The sequence below is a fragment of the Flavobacterium gillisiae genome (assembly GCF_900107635.1).
In the GTDB taxonomy this organism is placed as follows: domain Bacteria; phylum Bacteroidota; class Bacteroidia; order Flavobacteriales; family Flavobacteriaceae; genus Flavobacterium; species Flavobacterium gillisiae.
In genome coordinates this window covers 123,632-149,936 of the sequence record NZ_FNRD01000002.1, presented here as the reverse complement: position 1 = coordinate 149,936, position 26,305 = coordinate 123,632, and the positions used below count along the sequence as shown (strand labels likewise).

17 protein-coding genes and 1 tRNA gene are annotated in these 26,305 nt (G+C 35.3%); 7 read left to right on the top strand and 11 right to left on the bottom strand.

Annotated elements, in window-relative coordinates; translation table 11 throughout:
* Positions 1–18: 18 nt before the first annotated feature.
* Complete coding sequence (locus BLV35_RS04155) at positions 19–531, bottom strand: DUF2975 domain-containing protein (protein WP_091085186.1); 513 nt, start codon at positions 529–531, stop codon at positions 19–21.
* Between the two features lie 227 nt (positions 532–758).
* On the opposite strand from BLV35_RS04155, the gene BLV35_RS04150 reads away from it, so the two are divergent.
* Complete coding sequence (locus tag BLV35_RS04150; RefSeq protein ID WP_317040160.1) at positions 759–1,298, top strand: aminotransferase class I/II-fold pyridoxal phosphate-dependent enzyme; 540 nt, start codon at positions 759–761, stop codon at positions 1,296–1,298.
* Positions 1,299–1,432: 134 nt separating this feature from the next.
* Here the strand turns inward: BLV35_RS04150 and BLV35_RS04145 are convergent, their stop codons facing one another.
* Positions 1,433–2,929 carry an aminotransferase-like domain-containing protein gene (locus BLV35_RS04145; RefSeq protein WP_091085184.1) on the bottom strand — a complete coding sequence of 499 codons (1,497 nt, stop codon included), beginning with the start codon at positions 2,927–2,929 and terminating at the stop codon, positions 1,433–1,435.
* 77 nt (positions 2,930–3,006) lie between these two features.
* On the opposite strand from BLV35_RS04145, the gene BLV35_RS04140 reads away from it, so the two are divergent.
* Both BLV35_RS04140 and BLV35_RS04135 read left to right on the top strand, forming a co-directional pair.
* Positions 3,007–4,827, top strand: a complete 1,821-nt coding sequence (locus BLV35_RS04140; RefSeq protein WP_091085180.1) for a TonB-dependent receptor plug domain-containing protein — start codon at positions 3,007–3,009, stop codon at positions 4,825–4,827.
* Between the two features lie 60 nt (positions 4,828–4,887).
* The gene (locus BLV35_RS04135) at positions 4,888–6,039 is read left to right on the top strand and encodes an aminotransferase class I/II-fold pyridoxal phosphate-dependent enzyme (RefSeq protein ID WP_091085176.1); all 1,152 of its coding nucleotides are present in this window, start codon (positions 4,888–4,890) and stop codon (positions 6,037–6,039) included.
* A gap of 44 nt (positions 6,040–6,083) precedes the next feature.
* Here the strand turns inward: BLV35_RS04135 and BLV35_RS04130 are convergent, their stop codons facing one another.
* Positions 6,084–6,554, bottom strand: a complete 471-nt coding sequence (locus BLV35_RS04130; RefSeq protein ID WP_091085172.1) for a regulatory protein RecX — start codon at positions 6,552–6,554, stop codon at positions 6,084–6,086.
* 288 nt (positions 6,555–6,842) lie between these two features.
* Between BLV35_RS04130 and BLV35_RS04125 the strand changes: the two genes are divergently transcribed.
* Both BLV35_RS04125 and BLV35_RS04120 read left to right on the top strand, forming a co-directional pair.
* Positions 6,843–10,691 carry a T9SS sorting signal type C domain-containing protein gene (locus tag BLV35_RS04125; RefSeq protein WP_091085168.1) on the top strand — a complete coding sequence of 1,283 codons (3,849 nt, stop codon included), beginning with the start codon at positions 6,843–6,845 and terminating at the stop codon, positions 10,689–10,691.
* A 302-nt stretch (positions 10,692–10,993) separates the two neighbouring features.
* Positions 10,994–16,090 (top strand): PA14 domain-containing protein, encoded by a 5,097-nt coding sequence (locus tag BLV35_RS04120; protein WP_091085165.1) that lies wholly within the window; start codon positions 10,994–10,996, stop codon positions 16,088–16,090.
* 72 nt (positions 16,091–16,162) lie between these two features.
* On the opposite strand, the gene bioB is transcribed toward BLV35_RS04120, so the two are convergent.
* The 4 genes from bioB to BLV35_RS04100 all read right to left on the bottom strand — a co-directional run bounded on the left by bioB (position 16,163) and on the right by BLV35_RS04100 (position 19,377).
* The gene (bioB, locus tag BLV35_RS04115) at positions 16,163–17,248 is read right to left on the bottom strand and encodes a biotin synthase BioB (protein WP_091085161.1); all 1,086 of its coding nucleotides are present in this window, start codon (positions 17,246–17,248) and stop codon (positions 16,163–16,165) included.
* A gap of 100 nt (positions 17,249–17,348) precedes the next feature.
* Positions 17,349–17,786, bottom strand: a complete 438-nt coding sequence (locus tag BLV35_RS04110) for a hypothetical protein (RefSeq protein ID WP_091085158.1) — start codon at positions 17,784–17,786, stop codon at positions 17,349–17,351.
* 105 nt (positions 17,787–17,891) lie between these two features.
* Entirely contained in the window at positions 17,892–18,329 is a 438-nt protein-coding gene (locus BLV35_RS04105; RefSeq protein ID WP_091085780.1) for a hypothetical protein, read from the bottom strand.
* A gap of 115 nt (positions 18,330–18,444) precedes the next feature.
* Positions 18,445–19,377: a bifunctional riboflavin kinase/FAD synthetase gene (locus BLV35_RS04100; RefSeq protein ID WP_091085155.1), complete on the bottom strand. Its 933-nt coding sequence runs from the start codon at positions 19,375–19,377 to the stop codon at positions 18,445–18,447.
* Between the two features lie 150 nt (positions 19,378–19,527).
* Here BLV35_RS04100 and BLV35_RS04095 point away from each other — a divergent pair, with 150 nt between their 5' ends.
* A complete protein-coding gene (locus BLV35_RS04095) occupies positions 19,528–22,206 on the top strand; it encodes a zinc-dependent metalloprotease (protein ID WP_091085153.1) in 2,679 nt (892 codons plus the stop codon).
* A 55-nt stretch (positions 22,207–22,261) separates the two neighbouring features.
* Here the strand turns inward: BLV35_RS04095 and pth are convergent, their stop codons facing one another.
* The 3 genes from pth to BLV35_RS04080 form a co-directional block, all read right to left on the bottom strand.
* The gene (gene pth / locus BLV35_RS04090; protein WP_091085150.1) at positions 22,262–22,936 is read right to left on the bottom strand and encodes an aminoacyl-tRNA hydrolase; all 675 of its coding nucleotides are present in this window, start codon (positions 22,934–22,936) and stop codon (positions 22,262–22,264) included.
* Between the two features lie 321 nt (positions 22,937–23,257).
* A complete protein-coding gene (locus BLV35_RS04085) occupies positions 23,258–23,872 on the bottom strand; it encodes a 50S ribosomal protein L25/general stress protein Ctc (protein WP_091085148.1) in 615 nt (204 codons plus the stop codon).
* 42 nt (positions 23,873–23,914) lie between these two features.
* Positions 23,915–24,856 (bottom strand): ribose-phosphate pyrophosphokinase, encoded by a 942-nt coding sequence (locus BLV35_RS04080; protein WP_091085145.1) that lies wholly within the window; start codon positions 24,854–24,856, stop codon positions 23,915–23,917.
* Positions 24,857–25,075: 219 nt separating this feature from the next.
* On the opposite strand from BLV35_RS04080, the gene BLV35_RS04075 reads away from it, so the two are divergent.
* Positions 25,076–25,155: transfer RNA gene (locus tag BLV35_RS04075), tRNA-Leu, on the top strand.
* A gap of 119 nt (positions 25,156–25,274) precedes the next feature.
* On the opposite strand, the gene BLV35_RS04070 is transcribed toward BLV35_RS04075, so the two are convergent.
* On the bottom strand, positions 25,275–26,147 hold the full coding sequence (locus BLV35_RS04070; protein WP_091085143.1) for an AraC family transcriptional regulator: 873 nt from the start codon (positions 26,145–26,147) through the stop codon (positions 25,275–25,277).
* Between the last annotated feature and the right edge of the window lie 158 nt (positions 26,148–26,305).

The window sequence follows — 26,305 nt, the reverse complement described above, 5'->3', positions numbered from 1 at the left end:
GTATAATGATTGGCAGTACTAAATTGTTAATTCGTTTTCTTCTTTCATATTCTTTGCGATTTTGAAAATCTCGCTAATAACCATAAAAAATAATCCTAAACTGATAGAAATTAAGAAGGAATCATAGCTTCCGAAATCTAAGGATAACGAAATATGTTCTTGTTTAAGTAGATCGAAAATAAGCTCGGTTAAGTTGCTAATGAGCGAAGAGATAATAATAATTTTTCCTATTAAATTAAAATATTTTATGACATCAGGATTAAAAATTTCTCTTTTTTGAAAATGTACAACCACTTTTCTTAATAAGTGGATACTAAATAGAAAGAGTAATCCGGTTATGATATTTGCGATGATAATTAGTTTAGATGGTAAATCATTAGCTGTGATTTGTTGACCTTGTATTTTTATAGGAATGTCTATATCTGAAACAAATAAATAAAAAGTTGAGAATATCAGAATCCCAATGGCGCCAATCAGCGAGAAAAACCAAAAAAAGTCTAATGTAGCTTTTAAGAATTGTAATTTTTTCATTTTTTTTGAAATTATAAGTTTCGACAAATATATGAAAATTATTGATAAACAATAATTAAAGTATCCTAAACGATAATTTTATCAAGTTTATTAACCAATATAGTTGTGTATTTTTGTAGTTTGGAAACGATTTCCAGATTTATTATCCAATAAGTTGGCACAGCGTATTGAATTCAATTCATTGCGTGAATTACCTTTAAGTCCAAATTTAATTGATTTTGCATCCAATGATTATCTTGGATTATCGCAATCGTAAGTTGTTTTTCAATGCTACACATCAGTATTTAGTTGATAGTAGGTTTACTCAAAATGAAGCAACAGGTTCGAGGTTAATTTCAGGAAATCATCCGTTGTACCAAACCACCGAAAATTATATTGCCCAGTTTCAGCAATCAGAAGCTGCTTTGCTATTTAATTCTGGTTACGATGCTAATGTGGGGTTTTTCAGTTCAGTTCCTCAAAAAGGGGATTTGATAGTATATGACGAACTCTGTCATGCTTCTATTAGAGATGGAATTAACCTTTCTAACGCTAAAGCCTATAAGTTTGCTCATAATGACTTTGAAGCGCTCGAAAAGTTAATTCAGCGCAATCAGGACGCGACTATTTATATTGTTACTGAAAGTGTTTTCTCCATGGATGGTGATACGCCTAATCTAGAAGAATTAATTGCTGTTTCTAATAAATACAATTGCTTTTTGGTTATTGATGAAGCACATGCATTAGGTGTTTTTGGAGATAATGGCGAAGGAATGATTCAAATGTAGGATTTACAGCCTGAAGTTTTGATTTTAACAGCGTGACATTAGGATTGTTTACAGGAGTAATAGCGGAGAACTATACTTTAGCGGTCTGTTTAGGAACTTTAGAATGGAAAGTCAATAAAGCAATTGATGATTTTTTATTTTAAAGTCGAATCATAAGCCTGTTTCAATTTTTTTACTATAATTTCAATTTCTTCTTCATTCAAATGTCCAAAGCCTAGACGAATAGCGCAAGTGTCTTTGTCTTGATAAAGTATGGTTTTTGGCAAAAACAAATCATAGCGTAGCGCTTGTTCTGAAAGTTGAACCAAGGGAATTACGGTATTAAACTGTAACCATATTGCTAAACCACCCGTTGGTTTTTTAAAACGGATAGCATCTTTAAAATTTTCTTCAAGACATTGGTATAAAAAATCCCGTCTTTGCTTATAGATCAGTATGTTTTTTTTGAGTAATCGATGAATTTCACCTTCATAAATCAATTCGGATAGCATTTGTTCTTGTGTTAAATCGCCTTGGCGGTCTAGCATTTGCAAATAGTTCTTGGCTTCTGAAATTAAATTTTCTGGTGCTACTACAAATCCTGTTTGAAAACTCGGAAATAAAGATTGTCCAAGTTTTCCCAAATAGATCACCATTCCATTTGCATCCGAGCTAGCCATAGGTAGCATAGCCAAGCCTTCAAACTGAAAATCATAGTCATAATCATCTTCTATAATGGCAAACTGGTATTCCTTTGCAAGTTGCAACAGTTTTAAGCGACGTTCTGCTGTTAGTGAAACAGTTGTTGGGTAGTCGCGATTGGCACAAATATAAACGCAGCGAATCGCGCCTTTTACAAAATGTGTTTTAATATAATCAACATTTAAGCCTTGTTCGTCAATAGGGATTGTTTTGATAATGGAGCCCGACTGTTGAAAAATCATGTTGGCAGCATAATTGCTCAAATCCCCAACCAAAACCACATCTTTTGGGCGAATTAGAAGTTGCGATATGATGTACAAACTCATTTCTGTACTTCTTGTGCTGATGACGTTTTTTGGTTTTATGTGAAGTCCCCTTGTAGCGTTTAAGTAATTACAGAGTTGGTTTTCAAATACAGAATACTTTGTTTTTTTATTTTGATTCCATTTCGAAATTAATGATTTACGTCCCATAGAAGCGCCATACCATTTTGAAAATTCATGAATGGGATGAAGTCTTAAGTCGGGTTGCCCATCATTTAGTTCGTACTTTGCTTCTGAATATTCTTGCGTTGATGATAAATGAAAAGAGGGCTGAAAGGGAAATCCAGTTGTTTCTGCAAAGTTATAAATGTCTCCTAATTGGTTCGAACCCGCTTTTATTGTGGCTGTTCTCTGTTCAGGAACTGATATAAAAGTCCCTTTGTTTGCAATTATTTCAACCCAACCTTGAGAAGCTAATTCATCATATACTGCAACGGCTGTGTTTCGGTGCACATTTATTAATTGGCTAAAGATTCTAGTTCCTGGCAATAAAGAGCCTCCTGCTAAATAGCTACGCTGAATGGCGTTGATGATTTGTTGGGAGATTTGTATATACACAGGGCTGGCACTTGATTTATCAAATTGGATAAGGCTTTTTAACAACGTATTAACCGGACTATCTATCATTTTAAAACTGGACTATTTTAGTAGTCCGGAAAGTTAATACTTTTGCAGCGTTTTAAAATAATTCAACACTTTAATAAATGAAAAATAAATACTTTTCAGCTTTCTTTTTTATCGGTTCTTTGATAGTAAGTGCACAGGAAAATACACAAAAGATAGATTCCTTACAAGAAGTCGTTATTACATCCAGTAGGATTGATTTGCCTTTCAAAGAAAATTCCAGAACCATTCAGTTAATTACTGCCGAGGATATAAAAAAATCCGGAGTGACAAATGTTGCCGATGCTTTACAGCAAATTGCAGGAATTGATGTAAGACGTCGTGGGACTAGTGGTATGCAATCTGATTTATATATACGAGGCGGAAGTTTTGATCAAACGCTGCTTCTTATAGATGGATTCAAGGTAGATGATGCTCAAACGGGACATCACTCGATGAATTTAGCTTTGCCGATTGAAGTTATTAAAAGAATTGAAATTATAAAAGGGCCAGCAAGTCGTGTATTTGGTCAAAATGCTTTTACCGGTGCTGTAAATATCATTACAAAGGATTCGCTTGATAATGATGCTTCATTACGTCTCCAGGCGGGTTCTTATGGTCAATTTAGTGCCGCTGTTACCGCTGGAGTTAGCTTGAAAGAAAGCAGTCATATTTTGCATTTTTCGAAAAACATATCGAACGGATATCGCTATAATACAGATTTTGACAATCAGAATTTTGTGTTGAAGAGTGTTTTTAATAAAAATAAATTGCCAATAACGATGTTGGTTGCTCTTTCGGAAAAGAACTTTGGGGCAAATGGTTTTTATGCTTCGCCAGCAGCTATTGATCAATATGAAGAAACAAATGCTAGTTTAGTTGGTTTTTCAACGGTTATTAAAAAAGGTAATTTTACTTGGAAGCCAAAGGTATATTGGAGACGTAATCAAGACGAATATATTTATATTAGAAAGAATCCGTCTATTTACAGGAATTTGCATATTTCAAACAAAATTGCTGCAGAATTAAATGGATCGTATACGTCAAATATCGGTGTTACCGGCTTTGGTATAGAAACGGCTAAAGTGTTCCTTTCGAGTAATAATCTTGGGGATAATAACCGTTTTCTAAGCACTTTGTTTTTAGAGCATCGTATGGAATTTTTCAATAAAAAATTAGATATTACTCCCGGAGTAGCTGTGACTTATTTTTCTGACTTCAAATTTTTTGCTTTTCCAGGTATAGATGTTGGATATGAATTGCTTGATAATCTGAAGGTATATGGTAACTTGGGTTATACTTACAGAATTCCAACTTTTACCGATTTGAATTATAAATCTCCAACTACGATAGGGAATGCTAATTTAGAACCGGAGAAAGCATTTTCGCAAGAAATTGGTTTGAAATGGAATACATCTAATTTTAATGTATCTGCGGCGGTATTTAATCGCAAATCGGATCATTTAATTGATTACGTAAAAATGCAGCTTACAGATCGTTGGCAAGCACAAAACATTCAAGATGTTACTACCAAAGGTTTTGAAACACAACTACTTTATAGCTTTAATCTTAATTCATTTGCTCAAAAATTACAATTTGGTTACTCTTTTATTCAGAATGATATAGAAGAAAGTACCTATGCTTTCTCACAGTATTCATTAAATTCATTAAAGCATCAGTTTGTGGGGAGTTACAATATGCAATTCTTGAAAAATTTCAGTAATACGATCTCATATCGTTATGCGGAGCGAACTGCGGGAGATTCATATTCAGTTGTAGATTTGGGTGCTTCCTATACTTTACATGCTTTTGAGTTGTCATTGTTTGCTAACAATATTTTCAACACGGAGTATACAGAAACGAATTTAGTTCCTATGCCAAAAGGTAATTTATTGTTTGGCGTACAATATAATTTTAGATAGGCAATCACAATCTAACCCTAAAGTTCGAGATTATCGGCAGACTTTTTATATTTTCGGGATATGAAATGTTTTACAAAATCAGTACAGCCGGAACTAGATCAACAGCAAGAAAACGATACTTTACGAAAACTCGTTTTGCTCAATGATTTAATTGATTTTGCATCGAATGATTACTTAGGTTTTTCTCAGTCAGAAATTATTATTAAGGACAGGCAGCAGTATTTAATTAAAAATAAATTCATTGAAGAAGCAGCGACTGGTTCCCAATTTTCATCTGGGAACCACAAACTGTATCAAGAAGCAGAAGCTGTTATTGCTAATTTCCATCAAACGGAAACCGCTTTAATTTTCAACTCAGGTTGCGATGCTACAATTGGTTTTTTTAGTGCAGTTCCTCAAAAAGGAGATTTGATTTTATACGATGAATTATGTCACGCCTCTATTTGTGATGGAATTCCACAGTCGAATGCCAAAGCCTATAAATTCAATCATAATGATTTTGAAGATTTAGAAAAATTGATTTTACTAAATCCAAACACGATTATTTATATCGTAACCGAATCTGTTTTTTCTATGGATGGCGATTGTCCGAATCTAGAGGAATTAGTGCGGCTTACGGGGAAGTACCATTGTTATTTAGTAGTTGATGAAGCACATGCTTTGGGCGTTTTTGGTTCTAAAGGCGAAGGATTTGTTCAAATGCTAGGTTTGCAAGACGCTATTTTTGCTCGTATTCTGACTTTCGAAAATGCTTTAGGATGTCAGGGAGCAGCGATTTTAGGTTCGGTTGAATTGAGGGATTGTTTAGTAAGTTTTGACCAAAGTTTTAAGCATACCACAGCGCTTTCGCTCCGTTCCGTTGCCGCAATTTTGATTGGATATCAACATTTGCAAAAGGATTCAACTCCAATTTTAAAACTAAGAGAAAGCAGTGTCTTTTTCAATCAGCAGAAAAACCTTTTAAGTTTAAAGCCACTTTTTGTACACAGTAAATCAGCAATACAATCGGCTATTATTCCGGGAAATGAAAATGTTACATCCATAGCTCAAAAACTACAAGAAAAAGGATTTAATGTGAAAGCGATACTTTCGCCAACGGTTCCCGAAGGGCAGGAGCGACTTCGTTTTTGTTTGCACAGTTTTAATTCTCCAGAAGAAATTAGTGAACTGTTGCAATTGTTGAGTGTTTTTATTTTTTCGCCACAGATTTAAAAGATTCTCATAGCTGATAAAAATAAAAAAGCTTTATCATCTTGTTACATCGCTTCTAATTCTTTGACTTTTTCATACACTATATCGCTCTCAAAACCTTTTCGCAGCAAATTATCACAAAATTTCTTTCTCTTTTTCAATGCATTTGTCTCTGAGATATTTTCCCAAGTTCTGTCTGCAAGTTTCTCAAAAGTATCTAAGTATTCTTCAGGAGTGATTTCTTTCAGTGCTGTAGTAATTAGGCGAGAATTTATTTTTCTGAATTTTAGCTCATTTGTAATCCGGATCGTCCCCCAATGTTTAATCCGGTGTTTTCCTCTGGCAAAACTACAAGCAAAACGTTCCTCGTTAAGGAAATTATCGTTGATAAGATGGGATATAATGACACTTATTTCTTCAGAATCCATTTTCATGCTTCTCAATTTCTGCTCCACTTCAGTATGACAGCGTTCTTGATAAGCGCAGTAGTGTTCTATTTTGTTCGTTGCGTCGTTTATGGAGTACACTTCTTTCATTTTGGTTTTTTAAAGATTTTAAAATTGACATTCTAAATTTAAAATAGGGGCTGAATATTATTTAGTTTAATTGTCTTGATAGGCTTTTTTTATTAATAAATAGGCTTTTAATAAGTTGGAAGTAAAACGTTTAAGTGTTTTGTGACTGTGAAATGGTAGTATATCGGATTAATATGCAAGTTAACGACTTTGTTGTATTGTTTAATTTATTTTTAATTTATTTTGTAATGTAGGGTTTTTCTTTTTTTAGAGATGACCTGCTTTAAATAAAAATCATTTAAGAAAAATATGATAAAAAAATTACTATTCTACGTTGTTTTATTTTTGTTGCCATTTATGGTCTTATCTCAAAGTCTTGGGGATTACAAGTCTAATGTAACTGCAGGAAACTGGACTGCGCTTTCAAGCTGGAAATATTATAACGGTATTGTATGGGTCACTCCATCAGGTACTTCTCCACAAGGTTATCCAGGGCAATTTACAGGAACAGGAACGGTAACTATTCTTGATAATCAAGCAATTACAATTAGTAGTAGTACGCCAAATACTTTTGGTGCATTGGTAATTGGTGAAGGTGTTTCGGGTGTTTTAATTGTGGGAGCTGACATTGATGTGAAAACTTTAAATGTAACGATAAACGCTTCGGCTTTAGTGAAATTTTCAGGGAATAATTTTATTTATTTCCCTGAAAATACAACTATTAAAATTAATTCTCCTGGAAAATTTGATGACGGAGGGACATGTAATAATAATGTTGCTGTTTATATTGGAACTGTAAAATTTGCTGTATGTAAAGGTTCTGGAAATTCAGAATTTACTTTTGATCAAGTAAATCAAGGTGGTGGTACAATCGTAGCAAATCCAAGTTCAAATACACCAATATGTCAAAACGGAACAATTAATTTATTTGGGAATGTATCAGGAACGTTTGGCGCAACTACTTCAAACGGTTCTATTTCTGGAGTAAATTATTCATGGTCAATAAAGGCGCCCGATAATACTATTTCAATATTTAGCGCTTTAAATCCAAGCTTTATAGCGAGTCAGTCTGGTACTTATGTAGCCACAATAAATTATTCTACTTATTATGGGAGTAATTTGTATTCTAATTCTAAAACTATTTCTTTAGTTGTCAATTCTAAACCTTCGACTCCAACAATAACAGCGGGAGGTCCAATTGCAATTTGCTCAGGTGGAAGTGTCACATTGACATCTAGTGTAGGAACAAGTTATTTATGGTCAACAGGTGCAACTACACAGAGCGTAAACGCTACTACAGCGGGTAGTTATACTGTTCAAATAACAAATTCAAGTGGTTGTCTAAGTGCATCGTCAATAGCAACTGTTGTTTCAGTTAATGCTTTACCTAATAATGTTACCAATGGTTTTTTTGCAACTACCATTTGTACTGGTGGAAGTCCACAATTGACTTTTGATGCTGATGATACTACGTATTCTGCTCCTTATAGCATAACGTATAAGAACAATTCTACTTCTGTAGAATACACAGTTGCAATACAATCTGCCGCTCCCTACAGTTTTAAGCCGGCAGATAATCCTACATCTAATACAGGTTATACTTTAGTTTCTATATCTAATGCTACGTGTACAAGAACGAACGGTTTTGTAAATGCAGGCGCTAATTTAAATGTTCGCCCAATGCCTACAGCTACGATTAGTGGTACTACAAGTGTATGTGTTGGGGCTTCTTCTCCAAATATAACTTTTACTAATCCACAGACTGTTGCTATAACTGTAACTTATACTATTAATAATGGGGGGCTTCAAACTGTAGATATTGTTGCTAAAAGTGGAACTGTATCAGGAACTACAAATGTACCGGTTGTAACAAGTGCTGCAGGTACTTTTGTTTATAGCTTGGTTAGTGCGACCTATCAAAGTACGGATTTCTGTTCCAATACAATTTCAGGAAGTGCTACGGTTACTGTTAATCCAAACTTACCAGCGAGTGTAAATATTGCGGCTTCTCCGTCAGGAGCGATTTGCTCAGGTACTTCAGTAACATTTGCAGCGACACCAACTAATGGTGGAATAACTCCAGCGTACCAATGGTATAACGGAGCAACAATAATTAGCGGTGCAACAGCGTCAACTTATACGTCAACTTCCTTAGTTAATGGTGATGCTATAAAGGTAATAATGACTTCAAATGCAACTTGTGCAACAGGTAGTCCAGCCACTTCAAATACTGTTTCAATGGCAGTGAATCCAAACTTACCAGCGAGTGTAAATATTGTAGCTTCTCCTTCGGGAGCGATTTGCTCAGGTACCTCAGTAACATTTACAGCGACACCAACTAATGGTGGAGCAACTCCAGCGTATCAATGGTATAACGGGGCAACAATAATCAGTGGAGCAATAGCATCAACCTATACATCAACTTCCTTAGCAAATGGAGATTCGATAAAAGTAATAATGACTTCAAATGGAACTTGTGCAACAACTAGTCCATCCAATTCGAATATCGTTACAATGACTGTTCCGGCTGCTGCAATTTGGAATGGTAGCGGATGGACAAATGGGCCTCCAACAAGTGCTCAAGCACTTATTTTTAATGGAACTTATAATTCAATTGGAGATATTGTAGCTTGTTCTTGCCAAGTGAATTCCGGATCTGTTACGATTAATTCCGGACATGCCTTGAAAATAACAAATGGATTAACAGTTTCTGGCGGATCGCTTACTTTTGAAGATAAAGCTAGTTTAGTACAAGTAAATAGTGGAGTTACTAATTCAGGAAATATAACATACAAAAGAATCACTCCAGGTGTAGTAACTAATTTTGATTATACCTATTGGTCATCTCCTGTTTCACCTCAAACGCTGTATAGTGTTTCGCCTCAAACTCTTGGAGATAAGTTTTATTCCTTTAACGGCGCTACCGATAACTGGGTGCAGGAACCTTCATCAGCTTTAATGGCAAAGGGAATTGGTTACATCATCAGAGGACCACAAAATTTTGCTGCTCCAAAACCTCCAGGTTTTTATGAAGCTTCTTTTGTTGGAGTTCCAAATAATGGGAATGTTAGTATTGCGATAAGTACTTCTGTAGAAGCGTCTTATTTATTAGGGAATCCATATCCTTCCGCTTTAGATGCCGATACTTTCATTAAAAGTAATGCTATATTGGAAGGGACACTTTATTTTTGGACGCACAAGACAGCTATTGGAGCAGGAACTACTAACTTGGGTTCAGGATTGTATGCTTATACTTCAGACGACTATGCGTCGTATAATTTAACAGGAGGAGCAGCTGCCGGATCAGGAAGTTCTATTCCTTTGGGGAAAATCGGGTCAGGACAGGGTTTTTTTGTAAATACAACTAATTCTGGATCAATAAATTTCACTAATACGATGCGTGTAGGTGTGGGATTGATCACATTGGATAATTCTCAATTTTTCAAAACAAAATCAGGCCAGAAAGCGACCGTTGTCGAAAAAAACAGAGTTTGGCTGAACTTGACAAATACTCAAGGTGCATTTAAACAAACATTAATAGGGTATGTATCAGGCGCAACAAATGATTTTGATAGTAGATATGATGGGGAAAGTTTTGATGGGAATGAATTTATTGATTTTTACAGTATTAATAGTGATAAAAACCTAGTAATTCAAGGTAGAGCCTTACCTTTTGTAGACACAGATGAGGTGCCCCTAGGATACAGTTCTACTATTGCGGGAGATTTTACTATAAGTATTGATCAGGTTGATGGCCTGTTTACAGGTAAAGAAATTTATTTAAAAGATAATATGACAAATAGCATCCATAATTTGAATAAATCTGCTTACGATTATAAAACTGAAATTGGTACTTTTAACAATCGTTTCACCTTGCGATATACAAATGCCAATAAGACTCTAGCAAAAGAAGATTTTGAATTGGCTGAATACGGGGTATTGATTTCTAATAAAAATAAGGAGGTAAAAGTAAATTCATCAGTTGAAAATATTGATAAGGTTTTAATTTTTGATATGTCAGGAAGGCAAGTTTATAAAAATACAACTGTCAATAATAAAGTTTTGGTCATACGTAATATACAATCGGAAAAACAAATATTGATTGTAAAAGTAGAGTTACAAAATGGACAATCAGTAACACAAAAAATCGTTTATTAGAATTAAAAAAAAAGATAATCAATTTCGAAAACCCCCATTATGTTTTGACGTAATGGGGGTTTTGTTTTTTTAAGTTAATTTTTTCCTATAGTCTTTTTGTGTTGTTTAGATCTCAAGCTGTTTAACATGGGTGTTTAATCGGATTTAAATGCATTTTGTCGATTAAATTTCATTAGTCATAAAATGAAAAGCGATATTGTGCAAGTCTGTTTAGTTTCATTTTTTTTTTTTTAGAAAAATAAAATGCTCTATTTAGAAAGAATTATATTTAAAATTCGCCCCCAATTTTTTAAAAATACCACATGAATAAAATTTTACTTTTAGTAAATAAAAGAATGCTTTTTTGTATTCTATGTTTGATAATATCTTCAGTTTCTTTCGGGCAAACTACTCTTTTTCAATATGACTTTGAAGGTTCTGCGAATCCAAATATAAATAATACTGTTGGTACACCTTCGATAGCTGCTAGTAATGGCCTTACCAATATACAATTCTCAACTAATAACACTTGTAATACAGGAAACTCTAGTTCTTTGTCTAGCACAAGTTGGAGAACTAATGATTATTATTTATTTGTTGTCAATACAACAGGATATGAAAATTTAGAGTTTTCCTATTGTAATGATGCAAGTAATACAAGGATAGGTGACTTTCAAGTTTATGTAAGTCCTGATAAAGGCAATTCATTTAGTTCAGTTATTAACAATTATACAGCAGCAACAACAGGTAGTACGAAAACTAGTACACAATTCCCAGCTTCTTCAAGCGATAATTCTGAAGTTTGGATATTAATTTATAAAACTAATAACTCTGACAATAACAACAGAGTTTTTTATATTGATAATGTTACTTTAAAAGGTTGTCCAACTAGTGCAGGTAACCTTTCTGGGAATCAATATATCTGTACATACGGAACTAAAACGACTACTTTAACATCAACTGTATCGGGAGGGACTTGGTCTAGTAGCAACAATAGTATAGCCACAGTAAATTCAACTACGGGAGTCATAAATGCAGTAGGAGTAGGAACAGCAACAATTAGCTATACAATTACAAGTACAAGTTGTACAACTAGAACTGTTACAAGATTAGTTTATGTAGCAAATTCGCCAAGTGGAGCACCTACAATTTCAGGCACTCCTTCTACGGCACAATGTCAAAGTAGTACGGCTACTTATACTATAAATGCATTAGCAGGTGCTTCAGGTTATGTATGGTCTACAAGTGCAACAGGATGGACAATAGTTCCTGCGTCAGATGGGTTGTCGGCAGTTATAACTTTTGGGTCAAATGCTGTTAGTGGGAATTTTTCTGTTAAATCTACAAATGGATGTGATACTACAGGAGCTTCAGGGTCACCAGTTACATCTCCGTATGTTTTTATAAGTCAGTCTAGTTTTGGAGGAAATATCCCGTCCACAGCGAGCGGTTGTGCTAATTCTTATATTACTAACCTAGGATTGACTGGTCAAACAGGAAACCCGATACGCTGGGAGTCATCAACTAATAACTTTGTTTCTACACCAACAACAATAGCGACTACTGCAAACAATATAAATGTTAGTAATTTGACACAAACTACTTATTATAGAGCTGTAGTACAAAATTCACCGTGTACGAACATTGCTTATTCAAATGTTTGTACTGTGACAATCAGTCCTTTGCCAGTAGCAGCAGGTACAATTTCAGGTACAGCAACCGTATGTCAAGGACAATCTAGTGTAAGCTATTCAGTTCCAGTGATTACTAATGCTACTAGTTATTCATGGGCATATTCTGGCGCCGGAGCTACGATTTCAGGTACAACAAATAATCCAACAATAACATTTGCTACAAATGCAACTTCAGGGAATCTTACGGTTTATGGTGTGAATGCTTGTGGTAGTGGTACTATTTCTCCCAATTATCCTATTGCAGTGACTGCAACAACAGCACCAACAGTTGGAACAATAACGCAGCCAACATGTAGTGTAGCAACAGGAAGTGTGGCATTAAGTGGATTGCCTTCAGGTTCATGGCTATTGACGCAAAGTCCTGGAAGTACTACAACGACAGGGTCTGGAACAAGTACAACAGTATCAGGACTTTCTACAGGGACTTATACCTATGCAGTTACTAGTACAAATAATGGTACTGGATTAATTGGAGATTATTTTAACAATATGAACCTCTCCGGTTCCCCTACATTAACACGTACTGATGCTACAGTTAATTTTAATTGGGGAAATGGAAGCCCAGACCCGTCCATTCCCATTGATGGTTTTTCAGTTAGATGGTGGGGATTGATACAAGCACCTACTACTGGTTCTTATACCTTTTCAACTGTTAGTGATGATGGGATTAGGCTATGGGTAAATGGAGTACAAGTCATTAACAATTGGACTAATCATGCTTCAACAACTGACACAGGTTCAATAACCCTTACTGAGGGAGTAAAATATAATATTGTATTAGAATTTTTTGAAAATGGAGGTCAGGCAGTGTCAACTTTATCATGGAGTTATCCAGGTCAAGGATTACAAATTATTCCGCAATCACAGTTGTTTCCTAGTGCAGGTTGTAGCCCAGTAACTTCATCAAATGTGGTTATTAATGCTAAGCCAGCGGCAGCGCCATCCGCTCCAATAGCAAGTGCGGGCACAGCAGCAACATGTACACAGATTACAGCTAACTGGTCGGCAAGTGCAAACGCCACGGGATATTATTTAGATGTTTCAACCGTAAGCACCTTTGCTACATTAGTAACTGGATATAGCAACTTAGATGTTAGCAATGTGACGATCAAAAATGTTACAGGACTTACTGCAGGTACAACATACTATTATAGAGTCCGAGCATACAACACATGTGGTACCAGTGTAAGTTCGGGAACAATTATTTACGCTAGCTCTCCTGTAACTAGTATAACTTCACAATCGACTGCTGCACAAACAAAATGTATAGGTTCAGTATTTTCTCCAATTACAGTAACGGCAAGCGGAACTGGATTAACTTATCAATGGTACAGTAATACATCAAATAGCAATTCAGGAGGAGCATCATTGTCATCAGTAAACGGTGCTCAAACAAATAGTTATACACCACAATCAACAGTTTCTGGAACATTATATTATTATTGTATTATAACTGGAACATGCGGATCGTCAGTTACCAGTTTAGTTTCGGGAGCGTTTATTACAAATGGAAATACGGGGATTAGTTCAGAATCTACTGCTACACAAACAAAATGTATAGGTTCAGCATTTTTAGCAATTACAGTAACGGCAAGCGGAACTGGATTAACTTATCAGTGGTATAGTAATGCGTCAAATAGTAATACAGGAGGAACATCATTGGCATTAGCAAACGGTGCTCAAACCAATAGTTATACACCACAATCTACAGTTTCTGGAACATTATATTATTATTGTATTATAACTGGAACATGCGGATCATCAGTTACCAGTTTGATTTCAGGAGCATTTATAACTAATCCAATTCCTGCAGTCCCATCAGTTGGTACGGTTACTCAACCAGATTGTGTAATTTCTAAAGGAAGTGTAGTTTTAAGTGGACTGCCAACTTCTGGAACAATAACACAAACAGGAACCTCAACTAGTAGTTATGCAATCACTGGAACAGTAATGACTATTTCAGGATTAGCTACGGGAACCTATAAGTTTTCGGCGTCGAACGGTTCTTGTGCTTCTGTGGCTACAGGAAATGTAGTGATGAATTCAGCTGTTACAAATACATGGAACGGAACTGTTTGGTCTAACGGAACGCCAACTCTGAGTGATAAAATTGTTTTTTCAGGAAATTATCCACTTGCATCAGATCCCAATGTGGATATTGAAGGATGTTCTTGTAAGGTTACAGGAAGTACTACTGTTGTTTTTAAAGCAGGTCGCACCTTGAAAATAAAAAATGAAATAGATGTTCAACCATCAGGTACATTGACTTTTGAAAGTGGAGCAAGTTTAGTTCAAATTAATGATACTCCTTCGACTCCTAATTCAGGAGATATTATCTATAAAAGAGAGACAACTTCTATTAGTAATTTTGATTATACTTACTGGTCGTCTCCAGTAGCATCACAAACATTATATAATCTTTCGCCTAATACTCTTGGAGATAAATTTTATTCTTTTGATTCTGGAATAGATAATTGGAGACAAGAAAATTCAGCTAGTACAATGGCAATTGGAACTGGTTATATTGTAAGAGGACCTCAAAATTATTCAGCTCCTACACCTCCTAGTGTTTATTTAGCCAGTTTTATTGGGGTACCAAATAATGGGGTGAAAAATACGGCTATTGGAGTAGCGGGGAATTCTAATTTGATAGGCAATCCCTATCCATCTGCTTTAGATGCCGACTCCTTTTTGACGGCAAATAATGGAGTAATAGAAGGGACAATTTATTTCTGGACTCATAATACAAATATAGGAATAGGAGTGTCTAATCCAGGTTCAGGAACATATGCTTATTCTTCGGATGACTATGCAAGCTATAATTTAACTGGCGGCGTTGCAACTCAAGCACCAAGTTCATCAAATGCTGGGGCAGTAAATAGTAATGCTCCTTCCGGAAAAATTGCTTCTGGCCAAGCTTTTTTTACTACAAGTATTGCATCTGGTAATGCTGTTTTCAATAATAGCATGAGAGTTGGAGGAGGGACGGCACCGGGGAATAATTCTCAATTTTTTAAAAATGCTTCAAATACGAAAGCTGTTACCACAGTTGAAAAAGATAGATTATGGTTAAATTTATATAACATGCAAGATGCTTTTAAACAAACCTTGGTAGGGTATGTAACTGGAGCTACAAATGAATACGATTCAGCTTTTGACGGAGAAAGCTTTGATTCTAATGAGTTTTTGGATTTCTACAGTATTAATCAAGATAAGAATTTAGTTATTCAGGGAAGAGCGTTGCCATTTGACCAAGCCGATCAGGTTCCACTAGGTTATAGCTCCACTATTGTGGGTGACTTTCAAATTGGGATAGGTCAGGTGGATGGATCATTTGTCGATAAAGATGTTTTTTTAGAGGATAAATTACTTAATACGACACATAATTTAAAAATGGATCCTTATTTATTTAAAACTGAAAGTGGAGTGTTTAATAATCGTTTCATTATAAAATATACTAATAAAACATTAACCATCGATGATTTTGACGATGTGAAAAATGGAGTATTAGTTTCTAGTAAAAATAAAGAAATCCAAATAAAATCTTCAAATGAGCTTATTGATAAAGTAGTCGTATTTGATTTTTCTGGTAGACAATTGTACAGTAAGACAAAGATTGCTGCTAGCGATTATAAAATTCAAACTTTAATTCGTACTGATCAAGGGCTAATCGTAAAAGTTGTTTTACAAAACGGGCAAATAGTAAGTAAGAAAATTATTTTCTAGAATATAAAAGTAAGAGCATAAAAAAAACCATCTTGAAAATCAAGATGGTTTTTTTATATAAAAAGAAAAAGATTACTTTCCTTTAGCCGATGCTTCTAGGTTCTTCTCAATAGCGTGTCCTGGTCTTGACCATTTTGGTTTTTCTCCAAGAGGAAGAAATTGCGAGTTTTCAGCTTCAACGGTAGCCGGTTGTGATACTTTAGTAAATGGTTTTTGTGGGTTTAAACCCAACATCTCAAACATCTTCATGTCCTCATTTACATCTGGATTTGGAGTAGTCAATAATTTGTCTCCAGCAAAAATAGAATTTGCACCAGCAAAAAAGCACATCGCCTGACCTTCGCGACTCATATTCATTCTTCCAGCTGATAAACGAACTTGAGTTTCAGGCATTATGATACGTGTAGTGGCTACCATACGAATCATTTCCCAAATTTCAACTGGTTTTTCTTCTTCCATTGGAGTTCCTTCAACGGCAACTAATGCATTAATAGGCACTGATTCCGGCTGAGGGTTCAAAGTTGAAAGAGCAACTAGCATTCCGGCTCTGTCTTCGATACTTTCTCCCATACCTATTATCCCACCGCTACAAACTGTAACATTCGTTTTACGAACATTCTCTATTGTTTGTAAACGGTCTTCAAATCCACGAGTTGAAATGACTTCTTTATAGTATTCTTCTGAGGTATCTAAATTGTGATTGTAAGCATATAAACCAGCTTCTGCTAAACGATGGGCTTGGTTTTCAGTAATCATTCCAAGCGTGCAGCAAACTTCCATTTCTAGTTTATTGATCGTTCGAACCATTTCCAAGACTTGATCAAATTCAGGACCGTCTTTTACATTTCTCCAAGCTGCTCCCATACAAACTCTGGAAGAACCACTTTCTTTAGCTCTTAAAGCTTGCGCTTTTACTTGGTTTACTGACATTAGATCATTCCCTTCAACTGAAGTGTGGTACCTCGCTGCTTGAGGACAGTAACCACAATCTTCTGGACAACCACCAGTTTTGATAGACAATAAAGTCGATACCTGAACCACGTTTGGATCATGATGTTCTCTATGGATGGAGGCTGCTTCATAAAGCAAATCCATCATCGGTTTATTATATATTGCAATAATCTCTTCTTTTGTCCAATTGTGTTTAGTAATGCTCATAGATGCGATTTTTTAGTGGCTCAAAAATAGCCAAATTGTTCTAATGAAGCAATGCAATATACTTTAAATAGGCAGCGGTAGATAATTTTAGAATTTAATGTTAGTCAGAAGTTAGCCGGTTGTTCCAATATAGCATTAGTAGCATTGTAACAATCACTGAAGATGCTATTCCTTCAAATAGCAGAGAAATAGAATAAGCAAAAATTGAAGGGTTTCCCCCAAAAAGAAATGTTTCTGAAAGCGATTGAACATAAGAATCACCACCTTGCAAATAACTATATATTATTAGTCCCAGAATACTTAAAAACACCCCAACTAGCGAAGTAAGTAGTGCGGCGACGCTATTAGGGACGAAATTTTTTTCGCCTTCAGCTAGATTCATTTTAATGGTTCTGTTAACGCCATAAAATACAAAAAACACATTAATTAAGCGCAAATAGAACAGATGGCCTAAACCTACAGCATTCATTAGTAAAAAAAAGACTCCAGTTGCAGCAAAAATAATACAACCATTCAAAAATTCTTTTGGTAATTTCATGTTGTCAGCTGTTAAAAATGAAGATCAGTGATACTAAAATTTTGTTTGTGGTCCCTTTCTTTAGACTCCATAAAGTGAGATGGCATTGTTGATTTACATCTGCCGTTAGTCAGCTGGATATTTTTCTTTCCAGTAAAGCATTAATGAAAAAGCGACAATCAGAGCAGAAACAATTCCTTCAATTAGCAATGTTATAGTATAGGTAACTGCAGTTGGTGTTCCTACAAATAGAAAGGTTTCTGATAAATTTTGAATATAGCTGTCACCTCCTTTTGCATAGATATATGCTAACAGTCCAGCGATGCTTAAAAAAATACCTATTATTGAGGTTAGAAATGCAGAAATGGCATTATGGGAAAAAAGGTTTTTCCCTTCTAGAAAATTTGATTTTAAAGTTTTGTTTGCTCCATAATACACGAAAACAATATTAAGCAACCTTAGGTAAAACAAATTAGAAAGATTTAATACTTCCATCAATAAGAAATAAAGGCCTATTCCGATAAAAATAATAATTCCGTTGTATAGTTCTTTTGGTAGTTTCATATCCTTGATTTTTAAAAAGTTTAAAATCACTTCTTTGACAAACAGGGCAGTACATATCAAATTTACGTAAAATCTTGATATATTTTATGAAAAATACTAATAAATTTTTTATTAATTATCTAAGTTCACTCAGGTACGCTATTGCAGTATTTTTATCTATCTCCAATTGTTTAGTCAGTAAATCAATGGAATCAAATTTTTGTTCAGGGCGGAGGTGTTTGAGTACTGAAATGGTTAATTTTTGATTGTACAAATCGGCATCGAAATCTAAAAAATGGATTTCAATCGATAATTTTTCTCCAGATACGGTGGGGTTGAACCCAATGTTCATCATTCCAAAAACAGTTTTTTGATTGATGATACTTTTAACTACATAGACGCCATTAAGCGGAATCAGCTTGTAGTCTTCTTTTATTTTTATGTTTGCTGTAGGGAATCCAATGGTTCGTCCCAGTTGTTTTCCTTTAAAAACAGTTCCAGTCAAGAAATAGTCATAGCCTAAGTATGCGTTTGCTAGAGCCATATCTCCGGCTAATAAGGCCTTCCTTATTTTTGTAGAGCTTACAGAAAGGTCGTTTATTTCTTGCACAGATATTTGTTCGACTTCAAATCCATATTTTTTTCCAAAGCCAATTAGATCATCAATATTTGCTGTTCGATTTCTCCCAAATCTGTGGTCATGACCAATGATAATTTTATGGATGTCAAATTGATTCACCAAAACAGTTTGTACAAAATCTTCGGCAGTTAATTTAGAGAAAGCTTCATCAAAAGGATGGATAACAAGATTTTGAATCCCTATCATTTCCAATAAATGAATTTTTTCATCAATCGTGTTCAGTAACTTGATTTCTGATTGTTCCTGTAAAACCATTCGAGGATGAGGAAAGAAAGTAAGAACAAGGCTTTCGTATTTGTCGTTTGCCGTATTGTCTATAACTCTTTCCAGAATTTTTTGATGTCCTATATGGACACCGTCAAAAGTACCTAATGTAAGAATCGTTTTTTTTGTGGTGCTGAAATCTTTTATAGAATGAAAAATCTTCAATGGAATTATTTTATGGTTATGCAAATTTATACTATCTATTTTAAATGTGACAGTATCAAGAATCGATTTTTAAGAAAAATCTAAAAATAAGGAAATTATCTAAAATTAAATTTAAATACTTTATTTTTGAAACATTAATATTATTTAACCATGAAAAAAACTGCTCTAATTCTATTAATTTTTGTGTGGTGTTTGCCAATCCACGCTCAAAATGAATCGCCTTGGAAAAAGGTAGGTCAAAGGACGGTGTCCAGTGGTGCTGAAAATAGCGGTAAATCTAATTTAGCTAAACAATTATTGTTTCAACTAGACGCGGATGAATTAAAAAAAGAATTGGTTTTAACTAAAAATAATACGTCAAAAAGAAGCGGAGTCGAAATCACAATTCCAAATGTAAGCGGGGTTTTAGAAAAGTTTTTGGTTTGGGAGTCTTCTAATTTCGAACCGGAACTTCAAGCGAAACATCCTGATATTAAAGGGTACGCAGGTGTTGGGATTACAGATCCTAGTGCTTCAATTAATTTTAGTTTGTCGCCAAAAGGTATTCAAACTATGATTCTGCGGGCTGATAGCGGTTCAGAGTTTATAGAGGCAGACCAGGAGGATTCTTCTTTGTATGTTGTTTTTTCTTCTAAGGATAGGGACAGAGGAAGTTTACCATTTGTTTGTAAAACGGATGATGTTGCTTTAAACAAGCAATTATTAAGCAAAACTGCTAAGATAACTGCAAATAACAAAAGTTTTAAAACATTACGATTGGCGTTGTCCTGTACTGGGGAATATACAGCCTATCATGGAGGTACTAAAGTCAAGGCTCTTGCTGCGATGAACGCTACCTTGACAAGAGTAAATGGTATCTTTAATAAAGATTTGGCGGTTAAATTGATTCTTATCACGAATAATGATGCTATAATATATACTAATGCAATTACTGATCCTTATTCAGACGCTACTGCGGGTGCAGCTGGCGACTGGAGCCAAGAGCTTCAAACTAATTTAACGAATGTGATTGGGAACAGTAATTATGACATTGGTCACCTGTTTGGTGCTACAGGTGGCGGTGGAAATGCAGGATGTATCGGTTGCGTATGTGTAAACCCCACAACGGCGAATCCTATAGGGAAGGGAAGTGCGTATACCTCTCCTGGAGATGGCATCCCGCAAGGAGATGCTTTTGATATTGATTTTGTTGTACACGAATTAGGACATCAATTAGGTGCTAATCATACGTTTTCTTATGAATTAGAAGGTACGGGGGTAAATGTGGAGCCCGGAAGTGGTTCAACAATCATGGGGTATGCTGGTATTACGTCTGATTATGATGTTCAAGCTGCCTCTGATGATTATTTTGCGTACGCCAGTATTCTACAAATTCAAACTAATCTTGCGACAAAAACCTGCCCTGTAAGTACAACTATCACTAATAATCCTCCAGCGATAAATGCGGGTATAGATTATGTTATTCCTAATGGGACGGCATTTATTTTAAAAGGAACGGGATCAGATCCAGAAGGGGATACGATCAGCTATACCTGGGAGCAAAATGATAGTGCAATAACGACTAGCGGGAGTAATAGTTTAGCCGTATCCACAAAGCCTGACGGCCCGCTGTTTCGATCTTTGTATCCAGGAATTAGTCCTATAAGGTACATGCCATTGTATAGTAACGTGTTGTCGAATAAATTGACCAGTAAATGGGAGTCTGTATCAACTGTGGCAAGAGCACTTCATTTTGTGTTGACTGGAAGGGATAATGCGGCACAAGGTACTGCTCAGACAAATTCAGACGAAATGATTGTAAATGTGAGTGGAACAATAGGTCCATTTGCTGTTACATCCCAAAATACTGATAATATAAGCTGGATTCAAGGGACTTCACAAACGATAACATGGAGTGTAAATGGTTCCAATGCGTTAGCAGGTTCATCTAGTGTTAACATAAAACTTTCTGTAGATGGAGGTGTGACATTTCTTACTAGACTGGCTTCAAATACACTAAATGATGGTTCTGAAGTAATCACCGTTCCAAATATTATCGCAAAGAACTGCAGGATTTTAATAGAGCCGGTAGCTAATATTTATTATGCAGTAAACAGTACCGCTTTTGCGATAGGATATTCCGTTGTGTCTGGCTGTAATACGTATGCATTTATAGCTCCCTTTGCTATTCCAGAGCAAGCAGCTTATACAACAAGAGTTATAAATGTTCCTTCTACGAGTGCTTCTGTGGCTGATGTAGATTTTAACGTAGATTTTACCCATACATATTTGTCAGATGTAGAGATGGAAATCGTTAGTCCGCAAGGTACAACGGTAAAGTTATTTGATAGAAGCTGTGCGAGTACAAGTAGTACGTTGTTATTGAAATACGATGATTTGGGTGGAGATATTGTTTGTGGTACAACCACTTTGCAAAATGTTGCTCCTTTTCAACCATTAGCAGCTTTTAACGGGGAAAATCCATCGGGGAATTGGACGTTTAGGATTCGGGACGCTTACACGGGGGATAAGGGAACATTGAACTCTGCTTCTATTGCTATTTGTACAAAGTCATACACATTGTCAGCAGAAGATTTTAAAATTGATGACTTTGTCTTGTATCCAAATCCGAATAAGGGAAATTTTACTATTCAATTTACGAGTCAATCTGAAACTGGAGTACAAGTTTTGGTTCACGACTTGTTAGGAAGGAAATTGTTTGATAAAAATTATGAAAATAATAGCGACTTCAATAAAAACATTCAGTTACAGCAATTGCAAACAGGGATTTATTTGTTAACTGTTATTGACGGTGATCGAAAAGAAGTTAAAAAACTAGTGATCGAATAATTTTATAGGTTCGAAAATAAAAAAAGGGAAACGTGTAATCATGTTTCCCTTTTTTTTATTTTCCATTAAATGTGGTCATTGTATTTTCCAGACCGGCGGTTCCAAAAGATTTGATAATTTCATATGCCGTTTCTAATCGTTCTGGAAGTGCCGTTTTCTCAGCGTCATCCCAGTCTCCAAGGACGTAATCTACTTGTTTTCCTTTTTTAAACTCATCGCTAATTCCAAAGCGGAATCTCGTATATTGGTTAGTGTTCAGAATTAGATTAATGTTTTTTAAGCCGTTATGACCTCCGTCACTTCCTTTTGGTTTGATGCGAATCGTTCCAAAAGACAGATTCAAATCATCAGTAATGGCCATGATGTTTTCAAGCGGAATATTTTCTTTGTCCATCCAGTATTGCACGGCCTTCCCGCTTAAGTTCATGTAGGTGTTTGGCTTTAAAAGAAAAAAGGTCCTTCCTTTAAATTTGTACTCTGCAAGTGCTCCCAGTTTGACGGTTTGAAAAGAGAGTTGTTCTTTTTTGGCAAAATGATCCAATATTTTGAACCCTATGTTGTGGCGTGTATTGACATATTCAGCGCCTATGTTTCCTAGTCCGACTATTAAAAATTTATTACTCACGTTTTTTATATTGTTTTTTTGGTGTTCGTGAACCTCCGGTTTCATACAATCGGTAGTGTCTTCTTTTTGTTTTGATGAAAATATATCTGATATCCATTTAAGCATGCTGCAAAAGTAAACTTAATTAGATAATTTGTCAATGAGATAATTAGATAATTTAGTGGAGTAGGCTGAAGGAGTTTTCTAAGGATGGAAAAACGTTGTAAAATAGACCCGATAGTAGTGAAAATCCTTTTTGTTCGTCTTTTTTAGCGGACAAAAAGATTGAAGCGAATAGCGGGACAACTGATGTGGAAAGTAGTTGCTTATTCTCCTAATTCTGAAAAATGGTAGGAGAGATAAAGTTGGTAATGAGAAACGAGTTCAAATTAAATAAAAAAAGCACCAGTTTTACAACTGATGCTTTTAAATATGAGTGAAAAAATATTATTTTTTCTTTCCTTTTGCAGGAGCTCCTTTTGCTGCTTTTGCTGCTTCTTGCGCTGCTTTCATCGCTGCACGAGAGATTCTTACTTGAGCAACAACTGTGTTGTCTTGGTGAATCAATTTGTAGTTATCAGAAGCAAGTTTCGTAACGTACAATTTGTTCCCCATCATAAGTGGAGTAATATCAGCTTCAATAAAATCTGGAAGATTTTTTGGTAAAGCTTTTACTTTAAGTTTACGAGTGTTCAAACGTAAAACACCACCTGCAAGAACACCTTTAGATGTACCTACAACTTTCACAGGAACTTCCATAGTGATTTCTTTGTCATCAAATAATTGAAAGAAGTCAATATGTAAAATTTTGTCAGACACAGGGTGAACCTGAATGTCTTGTAGAATTGCATTGAATGATTTACCATTTTCCAATTCAATCACAACTGTGTGAGCGTTTGGAGTGTAAACCAAGCTTTTGAATGCTTTTTCTTCTGCTGAAAAATGTACTGGTTGATCTCCTCCGTATAACACGCAAGGAACCGCTCCAGCATTACGTAAGGCTTTAGTCGCAACTTTTCCCACGCTTTCTCTTTCTGATCCTTTAATTGTAATCGATTTCATTGTAAAAATTATATAGTTATTAAATATTCTACTTGTTTGTGGTTACATTATAAACTTTCCGCTGATGGAATTATTATGATGTACCATGTGCATAACTTCGGCAAAAAGTGGGGCACAACTCAACACTCTTATTTTTTTTGATTCTTTCTTTAACGGAATAGAATCAGTAACTATCAATTCTAATAGTTGAGATTTTTCTATTTTTTCGTAGGCATCTCCTGATAAGATGGCGTGAGTACAAATTGCTCTTACGCTCAATGCTCCTTTTTCCATCATTAAATCAGCGGCTTTCGCCAAAGTTCCTCCGGTATCAATCATGTCATCTACTAAGATTACATTTTTACCTCTAACTTCACCAATCAATTCCATGGTGCCAATAACGTTTGCAGCTTTTCTTTGTTTGTAACAAATAACTACATCTGATTCTAAAAATTTAGAATAAGCGTACGCTCTTTTTGAACCTCCCATATCTGGAGAAGCAATCGTCAAATTGTCAAGTCCTAAGCTTTTTACATAGGGTAAAAAGATAGTTGAGGCAAAAAGGTGATCCACTGGCTTTTCAAAGAACCCTTGAATTTGATCTGCATGCAAATCCATTGTCATTACTCTAGTTGCTCCAGCAGTTTCTAACAATTTCGCTGTTAGTTTTGCTCCTATCGGAACTCTAGGCTTGTCTTTTCTATCTTGTCTCGCCCAACCGAAGTAAGGTATTACAGCTGTAATATGTCTTGCTGAAGCACGTTTTGCAGCATCAATCATAAGTAGCAATTCCATCAGATTGTCTGAATTTGGAAAAGTGGAACAAACAATAAATACACGTAACCCTCTGATAGACTCTTCGTAAGAAGGCTGAAACTCACCGTCACTATAGGTTGACATGGTAACTTTACCTAATGGGATTCCGTATTCTGCGGAAATCTTTTCAGCTAGATAGACACTTTGTGAACAAGCAAAAATTTTAGCTTCTGGTTCTTGGTGTGACATTTAATTTGTTGTTTTGTAGTTAGTTAGTGTGTCCCGTTTTACGGAGGTGCAAATTTATGAAATTTATTCAACTGTGAAAGAAAAATTTTAAGTATTTTTAGTAGAATTTTTAATATTATTTTTTACATTTGCACCGTGTTAAAGGAATCGATGGTTGATTTTATTACAATCTCCTCTTTTATTGCGTTGAAATAACTGTTGTTATTTCATGTCTGCTAAGCCCGGATGGCGGAATTGGTAGACGCGCTGGTCTCAAACACCTGTGGGAAACCGTGCCGGTTCGACTCCGGCTCCGGGTACGTAAAAACCGCTTCGAAAGAAGCGGTTTTTTTAGTTTTACACTATAATGAATGCTTAGTCTTTCTTCAAAAGACATGCTTTATGTGGTGGCTATATGCTTGATCAACAGGAGTTTTTGTTATTCCAAAAATGATTTTAACTCTTGGCGGTATTGGTAAGGACTTTTTCCTGTGAACTCTTTAAACGATTTGTTAAAATGTCCAAAGTTGTTAAATCCACTTTCATAAGAGATTTCAGAAATGCTGATTGGTTTCTCTGCTAGTAGTTTTGAAGCATGAACTAATCTATAGTCATTGACGAATTTTGTAAATGTTTTATTGGTTATCTTTTTAAAATACCTGCAAAAGGAAGGGACGGTCATGGCTACGAGCGCTGAAATTACTTCTAAGCTAATGTTTTCCTGAAAATGGTCCTTGACAAAATTATAGATTACATTCATTCGGTCATTATCTTGCATTTGCATTTCCATCGAAAATCCTTCTGCATTCAAAAGCACGCTGTCTTTCGATAGTTCTAATTCGTTTAAGATGGATAATATGCTTAGTAGTCGCTGTAGTTGGGTTTGTTTATTTAATACTTCAATTCTTTCGCCTATTAATTTTTTTGTTTTTCCAGTAAACGAAATACCTTGTTTGGCTTGACTGAACAAGTTTTTAATATTTGTCATTTCGGAAATTTCGAAGAAAGCACTTCCCAAAAAGTCTGGTTTCATTTGTATAACGGTTTCTTTTTTGTTTCCGGTCTCTTCATCAGTAAAGCCGCAATGAGGTAAATTACTGCCGATAAGTATTAGATCGCCATCGTTGTAATAAGAAACATGGCTGCCTACTTGTCGTTTACCAGAACCACCATTAATATAGACCAATTCTATTTCTGGGTGATAATGCCAGTGGTTGGTATGTATGTTGGCTTTTTCTTCATGATTGGATATAGAGAATGAGCTTCCAAAAGAAGGAACTATGATTTCTAAGTTGGGTACTATAGGTCTCATATTCTATGTTGTTTATTGTTTGTGCGAATTTAGTCAATCGTTGCGAATTTGTCATCTTTTTTAACCTTTATCGATTTCGTAAAAGGTAAAATACCGTATAATCATGAAAACTCTGCATTATATTCAACGAAATGGATGGTGTAGTTTTGTAATAGTTA